The organism is Bacillus sp. PS196, from assembly GCF_037963555.1.
Classification (GTDB): Bacteria; Bacillota; Bacilli; order Bacillales; family Bacillaceae; genus Bacillus; species Bacillus subtilis.
On record NZ_CP150159.1, the window covers coordinates 1,778,703 to 1,795,530 of the forward strand.

The window sequence follows — 16,828 nt, forward strand, 5'->3', positions numbered from 1 at the left end:
ATGAGAAATAATGATAATATCCGCATATTGGCTAATCCTTCTGTCAGTCATGGTGAGCCTTTACATATATCTGAAAAGCAGCCGGCAACAATACCTGAAGTTTTATACAGAACGGCGGCGGAGCTTGGGGATACAAAGGGAATCATTTATTTGCAGCCGGATGGAACTGAAATTTACCAATCATACAGACGATTATGGGATGATGGACTGCGCATTGCGAAGGGGCTTCGCCAATCAGGCCTGAAAGCAAAACAAAGCGTGATTTTGCAGCTTGGTGACAATTCACAGCTTCTCCCTGCGTTCTGGGGGTGTGTGTTAACAGGGGTGGTTCCGGCTCCATTAGCCGTTCCGCCAACGTATGCTGAATCGAGCAGCGGCACTCAAAAGCTGAAAGACGCATGGACGCTTCTTGACAAGCCAGCGGTGATTACGGACCGAGGGATGCACCAGGAAATGCTCGATTGGGCAAAAGAACAAGGGCTTGAAGGGTTCAGGGCAATTGCTGTAGAGGATCTGCTCAGCGCTGAAGCGGACACAGATTGGCATCAATCCAGTCCCGAAGACTTAGCGCTTTTATTGCTGACTTCAGGCAGTACGGGAACGCCCAAAGCAGTTATGCTTAATCATCGTAACATTATGAGCATGGTGAAAGGGATTATTCAAATGCAAGGCTTCACCAGAGAGGATATTACGTTTAACTGGATGCCGTTTGACCATGTCGGAGGGATCGGAATGCTGCATTTGCGGGATGTTTATCTTGGCTGTCAGGAAATTAACGTCTCAAGCGAAACAATCTTAATGGAGCCGTTGAAATGGCTGGATTGGATTGATCATTACCGAGCTTCTGTTACGTGGGCGCCGAATTTTGCGTTTGGCCTGGTTACTGATTTTGCAGAAGAAATAAAAGATAGGAAATGGGATCTGTCTTCAATGCGATACATGCTAAACGGCGGTGAAGCAATGGTAGCCAAGGTAGGGCGCAGAATACTTGAGCTTTTAGAACCACATGGACTGCCTGCTGACGCCATCCGACCTGCATGGGGAATGTCCGAAACTTCATCGGGCGTTATTTTTTCTCATGAATTTACCCGGGCTGGAACAAGTGATGATGATCATTTTGTTGAAATAGGCTCTCCAATCCCCGGCTTCTCTATGAGAATTGTGAATGACCATAATGAATTGGTTGAAGAGGGCGAGATCGGCCGTTTTCAAGTCTCGGGTCTTTCTGTTACTAGCGGTTATTACCAGCGGCCTGATTTGAATGAGAGTGTGTTTACAGAAGACGGCTGGTTTGAAACCGGAGATCTTGGCTTTTTGCGAAACGGGCGCTTAACCATAACAGGCCGTACGAAAGATGCAATTATCATTAACGGCATTAATTATTACAGTCATGCAATTGAGTCTGCAGTTGAAGAATTATCTGAAATTGAAACTTCTTATACTGCTGCTTGCGCTGTCCGTCTGGGCCAGAATTCAACAGATCAGCTGGCTATCTTCTTTGTTACTTCCGCAAAATTAAATGATGAGCAGATGTCTCAGCTTCTTAGAAACATACAATCCCATGTCTCACAGGTGATCGGAGTCACCCCGGAATATTTGCTGCCTGTACAAAAAGAAGAGATTCCAAAAACGGCTATTGGAAAGATCCAGCGCACCCAGCTAAAAACTTCATTTGAAAATGGAGAGTTCGACCACTTGCTACATAAACCCAATCGGATGAACGATGCGGTCCAGGATGAGGAGATGCAGCAAGCAGACCATGTGAAAAGAGTAAGGGAAGAAATACAGAAGCATCTGCTCACCTGTTTGACTGAGGAGCTGCACGTTTCCCGCGATTGGGTGGAGCCAAATGCAAATATCCAAAGTCTTGGTGTGAATTCTATCAAGTTGATGAAGCTCATTCGATCGATCGAGAAAAACTACCATATCAAACTAACAGCCAGAGAGATACATCAATATCCTACAATTGAACGCTTAGCCAACTATCTATCAGAACATGAAGACCTCAGCAGCTTGTCTGCTGACAAAAAGGGCACGGATACATATAAAACCGAACCGGAAAGGAGTCAGGCAACTTTTCAGCCTCTCTCTGAGGTTCAAAAAGGATTATGGACATTGCAAAAAATGTCACCCGAAAAAAGTGCATATCACGTACCTCTCTGTTTTAAATTTTCGTCAGGGCTTCACCTTGAAACATTACAGCAGGCTTTCGGCCTTGTATTGAATCAGCACCTAATCTTAAAGCACGTCATCCAAGAGAAAGACGGAATGCCATTTCTTAAAATTGAGCCAGCACTTTCAATTGAAATCAAGACAGAAAATATCTCAAGTTTGAAAGAGTCTGATATTCCTGCTTTTCTTAGAAAGAAAGTAAAGGAACCGTATGTAAAGGAAAACAGCCCGTTAGTGCGTGTCATGAGCTTTTCCAGATCTGAACAAGAGCATTTTTTATTAGTTGTCATTCACCATTTGATTTTTGACGGAGTTTCGTCTGTCACATTTATACGCAGTCTGTTTGATACCTATCAGCTTCTTTTAAAAGGACAGCAGCCGGAAAAAGCTGTTTCTCCTGCTATTTATCATGATTTTGCGGCATGGGAGAAAAACATGCTTGCCGGCAAAGACGGTGTGAAGCACCGTACATATTGGCAGAAACAGCTATCGGGAACTTTGCCGAATCTTCAGCTGCCTAATGTCAGCGCAAGTTCAGTCGATTCTGAGTTTAGAGAGGATACATACACCAGGCGGCTGTCCAGCGGCTTCATGAATCAGGTCAGAACGTTTGCGAAAGAGCATTCTGTAAATGTCACGACGGTATTCTTAAGCTGCTATATGATGCTGCTTGGCCGTTACACCGGCCAAAAGGAACAGATCGTCGGCATGCCGGCCATGGTGAGGCCGGAAGAAAGATTTGATGATGCCATTGGACATTTTCTCAATATGCTCCCGATTCGGAGTGAGCTGAACCCGGCAGACACTTTTTCTAGCTTTATATCAAAATTGCAATTAACGATATTGGATGGGCTTGATCATGCAGCATATCCTTTTCCAAAAATGGTGAGGGATCTGAATATTCCTCGCAGTCAAGCAGGTTCACCGGTATTTCAAACCGCTTTTTTCTATCAGAATTTTCTTCAATCCGGAAGCTATCAAAGCTTGCTGAGCCGCTATGCTGACTTCTTTTCTGTCGATTTCGTTGAGTATGTTCACCAAGAGGGCGAATACGAATTAGTATTTGAACTGTGGGAAACAGAAGAAAAAATGGAGCTGAACATCAAGTACAATACTGGGCTGTTTGATGCGGCTTCTATATCCGCCATGTTCGACCATTTTGTTTATGTAACAGAGCAGGCGATGTTGAATCCTTTTCAGCCTTTAAAAGAGTATTCTTTATTACCTGAGGCAGAGAAGCAGATGATTCTCAAAACATGGAACGCCACAGGAAAAACGTATCCATATATAACTTTTCATGAGTTGTTTGAGCAGCAGGCGAAAAAGACGCCTGATAGAGCGGCTGTCAGCTATGAAGGTCAAACATTGACGTATCGGGAGCTTGATGAGAAAAGCACACAGCTGGCCATTTATTTGCAGGCGCATGGAGTGGGTCCTGACCGTCTGGCGGGGATCTATGTGGATCGATCGCTGGACATGCTAGTGGGTTTATTAGCGATCCTCAAGGCTGGGGGAGCGTATGTGCCGCTAGACCCGTCCTATCCGGCTGAACGATTAGAATACATGCTTGAGGACAGTGAAGTTTTCATTACACTGACGACATCGGAATTAGTAAATACGTTGAGTTGGAACGGTGTCACAACAGCTCTTTTAGATCAAGATTGGGATGAAATTGCTCAAACAGCCTCTGATCGAAAAGTGCTTACACGCACTGTCACGCCAGAGAACTTGGCATATGTCATTTATACATCCGGCAGCACAGGAAAGCCAAAAGGTGTCATGATACCGCATAAAGCTTTGACAAACTTTCTCGTTTCGATGGGGGAAACACCAGGTCTTACGGCAGAGGATAAAATGCTTGCTGTCACAACCTACTGTTTTGATATCGCAGCTCTGGAATTATTTTTGCCTTTAATAAAGGGCGCACACTGCTATATTTGTCAAACGGAGCATACAAAAGACGTTGAAAAACTGAAACGGGACATCCGCACGATCAAACCGACAGTGATGCAGGCAACCCCCGCTACGTGGAAGATGCTCTTTTATTCAGGCTGGGAAAATGAAGAGAGCGTGAAAATTTTATGCGGTGGCGAAGCATTGCCTGAGCCATTAAAACGATATTTCTTAGATACGGGCAGCGAAGCCTGGAATATGTTCGGGCCAACCGAAACAACTATCTGGTCAGCGGTTCAGCGCATTAACGATGAATGCTCTCATGCCACGATAGGAAGGCCAATCGCCAATACACAAATCTATATTACGGATTCTCAGCTCGCGCCAGTGCCGGCAGGTGTCCCGGGTGAGCTGTGCATTGCAGGAGACGGTGTGGCGAAGGGCTACTACAAAAAGGAAGAATTAACGGATTCGAGATTCATTGACAACCCTTTTGAGCTTGGGTCTAAGCTTTATAGAACGGGAGACATGGCCCGCTGGCTTACGGGAGGGCGAATTGAATATATAGGCCGCATCGATAATCAAGTAAAAATCCGCGGATTCCGTATTGAACTTGGTGATATTGAAAGCAGGCTTAGTGAGCATCCCGGCATTCTGGAATGCGTTGTGGTCGCAGATAAGGATAACCTAGCTGCCTATTATACAGCTAAACATGCAAATGCTTCTCTCACAGCGAGAGAGCTGCGTCATTTTGTGAAAAACGCTTTGCCTGCCTATATGGTGCCTTCTTATTTTATTCAGCTTGATCATATGCCGTTAACTCCGAACGGAAAGATAGATAGAAACAGCCTTAAGAATATCGATTTATCAGGGGAGCAGCTAAAGCAAAGGCAGACCTCTCCTAAGAACATTCAGGATACTGTTTTTACCATTTGGCAGGAAGTGCTGAAAACGAGTGACATTGAATGGGATGACGGATTTTTCGATGTGGGCGGGGATTCGCTTCTCGCGGTCACTGTGGCTGATCGTATCAAACATGAACTATCCTGTGAGTTTTCTGTCACAGACCTGTTTGAGTATTCAACGATTAAAAATATCAGCCAGTACATCACTGAACAGCGAATGGGCGATGCAAGTGACCATATGCCGACAGACCCGGCAGCTCATATAGAAGATCAGTCTACCGAGATGAGTGATCTCCCGGACTATTATGACGATAGTGTGGCGATTATTGGCATATCGTGTGAATTTCCAGGGGCAAAAAATCATGATGAATTTTGGGAGAACCTCAGAGACGGCAAGGAAAGCATTGCGTTTTTCAATAAAGAAGAGCTTCAGCGCTTTGGCATTTCAAAGGAGATAGCGGAGAATGCCGACTATGTCCCTGCTAAAGCTTCAATTGAGGGGAAAGACAGATTTGATCCAAGCTTCTTTCAAATCTCTCCTAAAGACGCTGAATTTATGGACCCTCAGCTTCGGATGCTGCTGACTCATTCATGGAAAGCAATAGAAGATGCCGGTTATGCTGCGGGACAGATTCCGCAAACCAGTGTTTTTATGTCGGCAAGCAATAATTCTTATCGCGCGCTGTTACCGTCAGATACAACAGGGAGCCTGGAGACGCCGGACGGCTATGTTTCGTGGGTGCTTGCACAGAGCGGGACGATTCCGACAATGATTTCTCATAAGCTCGGGCTGAGAGGGCCAAGCTATTTCGTTCATGCCAACTGCTCATCATCTCTGATTGGATTGCATTCTGCCTATAAAAGCCTGCTGTCGGATGAATCTGATTATGCTTTAGTTGGCGGTGCAACGCTGCATACCGAGTCAAATATCGGATATGTGCATCAGCCGGGGCTGAACTTTTCGAGTGATGGACATATTAAGGCTTTTGACGCTTCAGCTGACGGAATGATAGGCGGTGAGGGCGTTGCTGTTGTATTGCTGAAAAAAGCAGCTGATGCAGTAAAGGACGGGGATCATATCTATGCCTTGCTGAGAGGCATTGGTGTAAATAACGACGGCGCTGACAAAGTCGGCTTTTATGCTCCAAGCGTTAAAGGCCAGGCTGACGTGGTCCAACAGGTCATGAATCAAACGAAGATACAGCCTGAATCCATCTGCTATGTAGAAGCACACGGGACCGGAACGAAGCTGGGGGATCCGATCGAGCTTGCGGCTTTAACAAACGTTTACAGGCAATATACAAATAAAACGCAATTTTGCGGCATTGGGTCGGTGAAAACCAATATCGGACATTTAGATACAGCCGCCGGTCTTGCGGGCTGCATTAAGGTCGTGATGAGTCTTTATCATCAAGAGCTTGCACCGAGTATCAATTATAAGGAGCCGAATCCAAATACAGACTTAGCCAGCTCTCCTTTTTACGTCGTCGATCAAAAGAAAACGTTAAGCCGTGAGATCAAAACGCACAGGGCTGCACTTAGCTCGTTCGGGCTTGGCGGGACAAATACCCATGCCATTTTTGAACAATTTAAAAGGGATTCAGATAAGAGAAAGATAGACGGAACCTGCATTGTCCCGATCTCGGCGAAAAATAAAGAGAGGCTGCAAGAGTATGCAGAAGACATTCTGGCCTATTTGGAAAGAAGAGGGCTTGAGAACAGCCAGCTGCCTGATTTTGCGTATACCCTTCAGGTGGGGCGCGAAGCGATGGAGCATCGCGTTGTCTTTATTGCCGATCATGTAAATGAGTTAAAACAGAGGCTCACAGATTTTATCAATGGAAAAACAGCGATTGAAGGCTGTTTTCAAGGAAGTAAGCACAATGCAAGAGAGGTTTCATGGCTGACGGAGGATGAGGACAGCGCTGAACTCATACGTAAGTGGATGGCCAAAGGAAAAGTAAACAAGCTTGCAGAAATGTGGAGCAAGGGAGCGCATATAGATTGGATGCAGCTTTACAAGGGAGAGCGCCCAAACAGAATGAGTCTGCCGACTTATCCATTTGCAAAGGAACGATACTGGCCGTCGCAGGATGACCGCAAACCGGTGGCGCAAATATCCGGAAATCAGACAGGGATCGGCTCTATTCATCCATTGCTTCATCAGAATACATCTGATTTTTCTGAACAGAAATTCAGTTCGGTTTTCACTGGTGACGAATTCTTCCTGAGAGACCATGTGGTAAGAGGAAAGCCTGTGCTTCCTGGTGTTGCGTACCTTGAAATGGTGTACGCGGCTATAAACCAGGCGGCAGGAAGTGAAATTGGCCAAGATGTCAGAATCAGATTGAATCATACAGTCTGGGTTCAGCCTGTTGTGGTTGACAGACATTCAGCTCAAGTGGATATCAGTCTCTTTCCTGAAGAAGATGGAAAAATCACCTTTGACATTTACAGTATACAGGAAGACGGGGACGACCCTGTTATTCATAGTCAAGGCAGTGCGGAGCTGGCATCTGCTGCCGAAACGCCAGTCGCAGATCTCACTGAAATGTCACGCCGCTGCGGCAAAGGAAAGATGTCGCCTGATCAATTTTACGAAGAAGGCAGAAGCAGAGGAATGTTCCATGGCCCGGCCTTTCAAGGAATTAAGAATGTGAATATAGGAAACAGAGAGGTTTTGGCGCAGCTGCAGCTTCCAGAAATCGTTTCTGGAACGAATGAACAGTTTGTGCTGCACCCAAGTATCATGGACTCCGCCTTGCAGACAGCAACAATATGCATCATGCAGGAATTGACGGATCAAAAGCTGATTTTGCCATTTGCGCTTGAGGAGCTTGAAGTGATCAAAGGGTGTTCTTCTTCTATGTGGGCTTATGCTCGCTTAAGTGACAGCGATCACTCCGGAGGGGTTGTTCAGAAAGCGGATATCGATGTCATTGACGAGAGTGGAAGCGTATGTGTCAGGATCAAAGGATTTTCAACGAGAGTATTAGAAGGGGAGGTTCATACTTCAAAGCCTTCAACACGGCACGAACGCTTAATGCTTGAACCGGTGTGGGAAAAACAGAATGAAGAACGAGAGGACGAAGATCCTTCGTACACGGAGCATATCATTGTTCTCTTCGAAACTGAACGAAGTGTCACAGACAGCATTGCCTCCCACATGAAAGATGCCCGTGTGATTACTCTAAACGAAGCTGTAGGACATATTGCTGAACGTTATCAATGTTACACGCAGAACATTTTTGAACTCCTGCAAAGCAAGGTCCGTGAGCTTTCTGCAGGCCGTATCATCATTCAAGCGATTGTTCCGCTGGAAAAAGAGAAGCAATTGTTTGCCGGCGTTTCCGGTCTGTTTAAAACAGCAGAAATAGAGTTCAGCAAACTGACTGCTCAGATCATCGAAATTGAGAAACCTGAAGAGATGATAGACCTTCACCTCAAGCTGAAAGACGACAGCCGGAGACCATTTGACAAACAGATTCGATATGAGGCTGGACACCGTTTTGTGAAAGGCTGGAGGGAAATGGTGCTTCCTTCAGCTGATACGCTTCACATGCCGTGGAGAGACGAGGGTGTTTATCTAATCACAGGCGGAGCAGGAAGCTTAGGCCTTCTGTTTGCAAAGGAAATTGCCAATCGAACTGGCCGGTCTACTATTGTGCTGACGGGACGATCTGTTTTAAGTGAGGATAAGGAAAACGAGCTGGAGGCTCTTCGAAGCATCGGAGCGGAGGTTGTCTATCGAGAGGCTGATGTAAGTGATCAGCATGCGGTTCGTCATCTTTTTGAGGAAATCAAAGAAAGATATGGCACTCTCAATGGAATTATTCACGGTGCAGGCAGCATTAAAGATCACTTCATCATTCATAAAACGAATGAAGAGTTTCAAGAGGTGTTGCAGCCAAAAGTGAGCGGGTTGTTACATGTAGACGAATGCAGCAAGGATTTCCCATTGGACTTTTTCATTTTCTTCTCATCTGTTTCGGGATGTTTAGGAAACGCTGGACAAGCCGATTATGCGGCAGCCAATTCGTTTATGGATGCATTTGCTGAATACCGCCGTTCTCTTGCGGCATCAAAAAAGAGATTCGGCTCCACCATTTCCTTCAATTGGCCGTTATGGGAAGAAGGCGGTATGCAAGTCGGCGCTGAAGATGAAAAGAGAATGCTGAAAACGACGGGAATGGTCCCGATGCCGACAGATAGTGGCTTGAAAGCATTTTATCAGGGGATAGCATCTGATAAGCCGCAAGTTTTTGTGATGGAAGGACAGCTTCAGAAAATGAAGCAAAAACTGCTTTCCGCAGGATCGAAAGCCAAGCGGAACGATCAGAGAAAGGCGGATCAGGATCAAGGACAAACTAGAAAATTGGAAGCAGCCTTAATCCAGATGGTTGGCGCAATTTTGAAAGTAAACACAGACGATATCGATGTCAACACAGAGCTGAGTGAGTACGGATTCGACTCAGTTACATTCACTGTCTTTACAAACAAGATCAACGAAAAATTTCAGTTGGAGCTAACACCGACCATTTTCTTTGAATATGGTAGCGTCCAAAGCCTGGCTGAATATGTAGTTGCTGCGTATCAGGGCGAATGGAATCAAGATGCTACTGCTAAAGGCATAGATGAAAGAACAAACTTAGTGCACAGTTTAAACAGCCTGGAGGCATCATTAAGCAACATGGTCAGTGCAATTTTAAAAGTAAATAGTGAAGATATTGATGTCAATACAGAGCTGAGTGAATACGGATTTGATTCCGTTACATTTACGGTCTTTACAAACAAGATCAACGAAGAATTTCAGTTGGAGCTAACGCCGACCATTTTCTTTGAATATGGAAGCATCCACAGCCTGGCTGAGTATTTGACCGTTGAACATGGTGACACCCTGGTTCAGGAGCGAGAAAAACCAGAGGGGCAGGAAGAGTTACAGACAAAATCCCCTGAAGCGCCGAAAATCACATCACGTAGAAAGCGCCGCTTTACACAGCCTATTATTGCAAAAGCAGAAAGAAACAAAAAGCAGGCTGCCGATTTTGAGCCGGTTGCAATTGTCGGCATCAGCGGCCGATTCCCTGGCGCTATGGATATAGACGAATTTTGGAAAAACCTAGAAGAAGGAAAAGACAGCATCACAGAAGTTCCAAAAGATCGATGGGATTGGCGGGAGCATTATGGAAACCCAGACACTGACGTCAATAAAACCGACATCAAATGGGGCGGGTTTATTGATGGTGTCGCAGAGTTTGATCCGTTGTTTTTTGGTATTTCGCCGCGAGAAGCTGATTATGTAGACCCTCAGCAGCGCTTGTTAATGACATACGTGTGGAAGGCACTGGAAGATGCGGGTTGCTCGCCGCAAAGCCTTTCGGGTACAGGGACCGGTATCTTTATCGGTACGGGAAACACCGGTTATAAAGATCTATTCCATAGAGCGAATCTTCCAATTGAAGGCCATGCTGCTACAGGTCATATGATTCCTTCGGTAGGCCCGAATAGAATGAGTTATTTTTTAAATATTCATGGTCCGAGCGAGCCAGTAGAGACGGCTTGTTCCAGTTCTCTTGTAGCCATTCACCGTGCTGTGACTGCGATGCAAAACGGTGATTGTGAGATGGCGATCGCTGGAGGCGTGAATACGATCTTAACCGAGGAGGCGCATATTAGCTACAGCAAGGCGGGGATGCTCAGCAAAGACGGCAGGTGTAAAACCTTCTCTGCCGATGCGAATGGCTATGTCAGAGGCGAAGGGGTCGGAATGGTCATGTTGAAAAAGCTGGAAGATGCCGAGCGCGACGGAAATCATATTTACGGCGTTATTCGGGGGACGGCGGAAAATCACGGCGGAAGAGCCAATACCCTGACATCGCCTAATCCGAAAGCACAAGCTGATTTGTTGGTGCGTGCATATCGCCAAGCAGGCATAGATCCAAGCACTGTCACATATATCGAAGCACATGGAACAGGGACGGAATTGGGCGATCCGATTGAAATAAATGGGCTGAAAGCCGCGTTTAAGGAACTATCCAATATGAGAGGCGAGAGCCAGCCGGATGTTCCAGATCACCGTTGCGGCATCGGCTCAGTTAAAAGCAATATCGGTCATTTAGAGCTAGCAGCAGGTATTTCCGGTTTGATCAAGGTGCTTTTGCAAATGAAGCATAAAACGTTAGTGAAAAGCCTGCATTGCGAGACGCTTAATCCTTATCTTCAGCTGACTGACAGTCCGTTTTACATCGTTCAGGAAAAACAGGAATGGAAGTCTGTCACAGATTGGGACGGAAACGAGCTTCCGCGCCGTGCGGGAATCAGTTCGTTTGGGATTGGCGGAGTAAACGCGCATATTGTGATTGAAGAATATATGCCAAAAGCCAATTCAGAACACACGGCTACAGAACAGCCAAACGTAATTGTGCTGTCGGCTAAAAATAAAAGCAGGCTGATAGATCGTGCTTCGCAATTGCTTGAGGCGATTCGCAATAAAAAATATACAGATCAGGAGTTGCACCGCATCGCTTACACCCTGCAGGTCGGGCGCGAGGAAATGGATGAGCGTCTGGCGTGTGTTGCGGGGACGATGCAGGAACTTGAAGAGAAACTGCAGGCGTTTGTTGACGGTAAGGAAGAAACAGACGAATTTTTCCGGGGACAGTCTCATCGAAATAAAGAGACCCAGACTATTTTTACAGCAGATGAAGATATGGCGTTGGCACTTGATGCTTGGATCAGAAAAAGAAAATACGCCAAACTTGCTGATTTATGGGTCAAAGGGGTCTCAATCCAGTGGAACACATTATACGGAGAGACCAAACCGCGCCTGATCAGCCTCCCTTCATATCCGTTTGCAAAGGATCATTATTGGGTGCCGGCAAAGGAACATTCAGAAAGAGACAAAAAAGAACTGGTTAATGCGATTGAAGATCGGGCTGCATGCTTTTTGACGAAACAATGGAGTTTGAGTCCAATTGGCTCAGCAGTGCCGGGGACAAGAACCGTTGCCATCCTGAGCAATCAAGAGACAGCAGATTTAGCAGCAGAAGTGTCTTCGTATTTTCCGAATCATCTCTTATTAGATGTGAGCCGGATAGAAAATGATCAGTCAGACATTGATTGGAAAGAGTTTGACGGCCTAGTGGATGTCATCGGATGCGGTAAGGATGATGAGGGCCGGCTGGATTGGATTGAATGGGTGCAAAGACTGGTTGAATTCGGGCATAAAGAGGGGCTCAGGCTGCTTTGTGTGACGAAGGGGCTCGAATCGTTTCAAAACACATCTGTCCGGATGGCAGGCGCCTCCCGGGCTGGGTTGTATCGAATGCTCCAATGCGAGTACAGCCATCTTATATCAAGGCATATGGATGCTGAGGAGGTTACTGATCATCGCCGTCTCGCGAAGTTGATCGCTGATGAGTTTTATTCCGATTCTCATGATGCCGAGGTTTGCTACAGAGATGGTTTACGGTATCAAGCTTTTCTAAAAGCTCATCCGGAAACAGGTAAGGCCACGGAACAGAGCGCGGTCTTCCCGAAAGATCATGTGCTTCTCATTACAGGCGGCACACGAGGCATCGGACTATTATGCGCCCGTCATTTTACAGAGTGCTATGGGGTGAAAAAACTGGTGCTGACCGGACGAGAACAGCTTCCTCCGCGAGAGGAATGGACTCGTTTTGACACCTCGAACACATCAGTTGCCCAGAAAATCCAGGCGGTGCGGGAGCTGGAAGCGAAGGGTGCACAGGTTGAGATGCTGTCGCTGACGTTATCTGATGAAGCTCAGGTTGAGCAAACGCTGCAACATATCAAGCGAACATTAGGACCGATTGGCGGTGTCATTCATTGTGCAGGTCTGACGGATATGGATACGTTGGCATTTATCCGAAAAACTTCAGATGATATTCAGCGGGTGCTGGAACCTAAGGTGTCAGGTCTTACAACGTTATATCGCCATGTGTGTAACGAGCCTTTACAGTTTTTTGTCTTATTTTCTTCTGTTTCAGCCATTATTCCGGAGCTTTCGGCGGGACAAGCTGACTATGCGATGGCCAATAGCTATATGGATTATTTTGCAGAAGCACATCAGAAACATGTGCCGATCATCAGTGTTCAGTGGCCGAACTGGAAAGAAACCGGTATGGGTGAAGTGACAAATCAAGCGTATCGGGAAAGCGGCTTGTTGAGCATTACGAATTCAGAAGGCTTACGTTTTCTAGATCAAATTGTATCGAAAATGTTCGGACCGGTTGTTCTCCCTGCAATGGCGAATCAAACAAACTGGGAGCCGGAACTGCTGATGAAGAGGAGGAAACCGCATGAGGGCGGTTTGCAGGAAGCTGCTTTACAGAGCCCGCCAGCCAGAGACATTGAAGAGGCCGATGAAGTTTCCAAATGTGATGGATTATTATCTGAAACACAGTCCTGGCTTATTGATCTGTTTACCGAAGAGCTGAGAATAGATCGTGAAGACTTCGAGATTGACGGGTTGTTTCAGGATTATGGCGTGGATTCGATCATTTTGGCACAGGTGCTCCAGCGTATAAACCGCAAATTAGAGGCAGCGCTCGATCCATCGATTCTATATGAATACCCGACAATTCAAAGGTTCGCAGATTGGCTGATCGGTTCTTATTCCGAAAGGCTGTCCGCTTTATTCGGAGGCAGGATATCGGATGCATCAGCACCTTTGGAGAACAAAATAGAGGTGGAGGCACCTGTTCCTGCGAAGGATCGAGCTCTTACACCTCAGATTCAGGCACCAGCGATTTTGTCACCGGACTCTCATGCAGAAGGTATTGCCGTTGTCGGACTCTCTTGCCGATTCCCTGGGGCAGAGACATTGGAGTCATATTGGTCGTTACTATCCGAGGGGCGTTCGTCAATCGGCCCGATTCCGGCAGAGCGTTGGGGCTGTAAGACACCATATTATGCCGGCGTGATTGATGGCGTCAGCTATTTTGATCCTGATTTCTTTTTGCTTCACGAAGAAGACGTAAGGGCGATGGATCCGCAAGCACTGCTCGTGTTGGAAGAGTGTCTGAAGCTCTTGTATCACGCCGGTTATACACCTGAGGAAATAAAGGGCAAGCCCGTCGGTGTTTATATCGGAGGCAGAAGCCAGCACAAACCTGATGAAGACAGCCTTGATCATGCCAAGAATCCGATCGTGACAGTCGGCCAAAATTATTTAGCCGCTAATCTTTCACAATTTTTTGATGTCCGCGGCCCAAGTGTTGTAGTTGACACTGCATGCTCGTCAGCTTTGGTCGGCATGAATATGGCCATTCAGGCGCTGCGTGGCGGAGATATTCAATCCGCCATAGTCGGCGGTGTCAGTTTGCTGAGCTCAGATGCCTCTCACAGGCTGTTTGACCGGCGCGGCATTTTAAGCAAGCATTCATCCTTCCATGTGTTTGATGAGCGTGCTGACGGAGTTGTGTTAGGTGAAGGCGTCGGAATGGTCATGCTAAAAACCGTAAAACAGGCACTGGAAGACGGAGATACCATATATGCTGTCGTCAAAGCGGCCTCGGTCAATAACGACGGAAGAACGGCGGGGCCTGCAACACCTAATCTTGAGGCGCAAAAGGAAGTCATGAAAGATGCGCTTTTCAAAAGCGGAAAAAAACCAGAGGACATCAGCTACCTTGAGGCAAACGGGTCAGGTTCAATCGTAACCGATCTCCTTGAGCTAAAAGCGATCCAATCAGTGTACCGTTCTGGGCACTCATCGCCTCTTTCTCTTGGCTCAATCAAGCCGAACATCGGGCATCCGCTATGTGCTGAAGGGATCGCCAGCTTCATTAAGGTTGTGCTGATGCTGAAAGAGCGCCGCTTTGTCCCATTTTTATCAGGTGAAAAAGAGATGGCGCATTTCGATCAACAGAAAGCGAACATCACGTTCAGCCGAGCCCTGGAAAAATGGACAGATTCGCAGCCTACTGCGGCTATTAACTGCTTTGCCGATGGGGGGACGAATGTCCATGTCATCGTAGAGGCGTGGGAAAAAGATGAAAAACACGCCATCAAGCGCAGTCCAAAATCGCCTCCTCAATTAAAGAAACGAATGCTTTCGCCAGGCGAGACAAAGCTGGAAGCGGAGACTTCGAAAATGACTGCGGCAAACATATGGGATACTTATGAGGTGGAGGTCTAACGTGAAAAAGATAACGAAACAACTCACATTATCGTTAAAAAATCCGTTTATTTATCACCATGTGGTTTACGGACAAAATGTCCTGCCGGGATTGGCTTATATCGATATAATCTACCAGATATTCAGAGAACACGGCTTCTCCTGCTCAGAGCTTCAGCTGCGGAATTTATCCATCTATCAGCCATTGAGGGCGGAACAGGATGCAGTAATTGTTCTGAATATCCAATGCGCGGAGAAAAAAGAAGGAAAGTGGCAAATCACAGCCAAGGGAATTGAAAAACGTGATGGGAAAGAAGTTTCAGAAGAAAAGCTCTATATGAAGGCTGACATGCACGCAGACTCCCCAGCCATATTTGAAGAAACACTGGATCTCAGTCAAATCAAAGCATCTGCACAGAACGTTGTTCAGCTTGATGATGTATATGAACAATGCAGACGTCAGGAATTGGTGCACAGCGAATATATGAAAGCAAGTGGCTGCATCTATGAAGAGGAAGATGGCGTCCTTCTTGAGCTTTCTCTCGGTTCGGAAGCCATGCTTCACGCAGAAGGCTTTATGTTTCACCCGACTCTCATAGACGGGAGCGGGGTGGGTGCCAATCATTTGCTCACATCTTTGCTTAAAGGAGAACAGAGGCTGTATTTGCCTCTGTTCTATGAATCCTTTTCCGCTTCTGCACTTTTGCAGTCGGATTGCATGACGAGAATTAAGCGCTCCTCCGTCCGGCGGGAAAAAGAGCTGATTTATGTAACACTTGAATTTTTTAATGCGTCGGGAGAAAAAGTGGCTGAGTTGAAGAACTTTACAAGCAAATTGGTGCGAGAAGCGGAGCTGATTAGCGGAAAACATCAAGATGCACAGGAGACACAGATGACAAGAGCGGACACTGCTGAGCGTGATAAACCTGCTGACATGGTATCTTCTCCCGTTAATTCCTATAGTGAGGCTGAACAGTTCGTAAGCCAATTAATCGCAGAGAAAATCAATAAGCCGGTAGAACAAGTTGAAAAACAGGTCGGTTATTACCAAATGGGACTGAATTCATCGGGCTTGCTTGAGGTGGTAGAAACGATCAGTGATAAGATCGGTGAGAGCCTTTCGCCGACTCTTCTGTTTGAGCATACCACCATAGCGGAACTGTCAGCGTTTCTTGCCGAGGAATATGCTGAGCATTTTAGTGCCGCTGGTTCCCTTGGCCTTGGCCAGAATGAAAGAGCACGCGTTTCCGACAGCATAAACGACCGTAAGACTGTTGAAGCTTCTCGTCCTGCACCTATTGAGGCAGCAGGCGACATTGCGATTATCGGCTTGGCGGGCAGGTATCCGAAGGCAGCCAATATTCATGAATTTTGGAACAATCTGAAAGAGGGGAAGGACTGCGTTAGCGAGATTCCTGAGTCGCGCTGGGATTGGCAGCGACTTGAAGGAATCACATCTCCTTCGGGGAAGGACATTTCCAAATGGGGAGGATTTATTGATGATCCCGACTGCTTCGATCCCCAATTTTTCAGAATTACGCCAAGAGAAGCGGAGACAATGGACCCTCAAGAGCGGCTGTTTTTAGAAACATGCTGGGAAACGATTGAGGATGCGGGCTATACGCCAAAGACGTTGGCGAAGCCTAAAGGACGAAATAAAAGGCAGCATGTAGGAGTTTTTGCCGGTGTCATGCACAAGGATTATACATTAGTCGGA

Annotated in this window: 2 protein-coding genes (1 of these 2 running past the window's edge); both read left to right on the plus strand. The window is 46.5% G+C overall.

The annotated features are described in order from the left end of the window. Window positions 1-15,132, plus strand: a complete 15,132-nt coding sequence (locus NST79_RS09365) for a non-ribosomal peptide synthetase (protein ID WP_212060460.1) — start codon at window positions 1-3, stop codon at window positions 15,130-15,132. Further along, on the plus strand, window positions 15,116-16,828 hold the beginning of the coding sequence (gene pksL, locus NST79_RS09370; protein ID WP_212060458.1) for a type I polyketide synthase. Its footprint extends 11,913 nt past the window's final position; the window shows 1,713 of its 13,626 coding nt (coding positions 1-1,713); it begins with the start codon at window positions 15,116-15,118; its stop codon lies beyond the right edge, outside the window. The genes NST79_RS09365 and pksL overlap by 17 nt, the downstream gene beginning before the upstream one ends.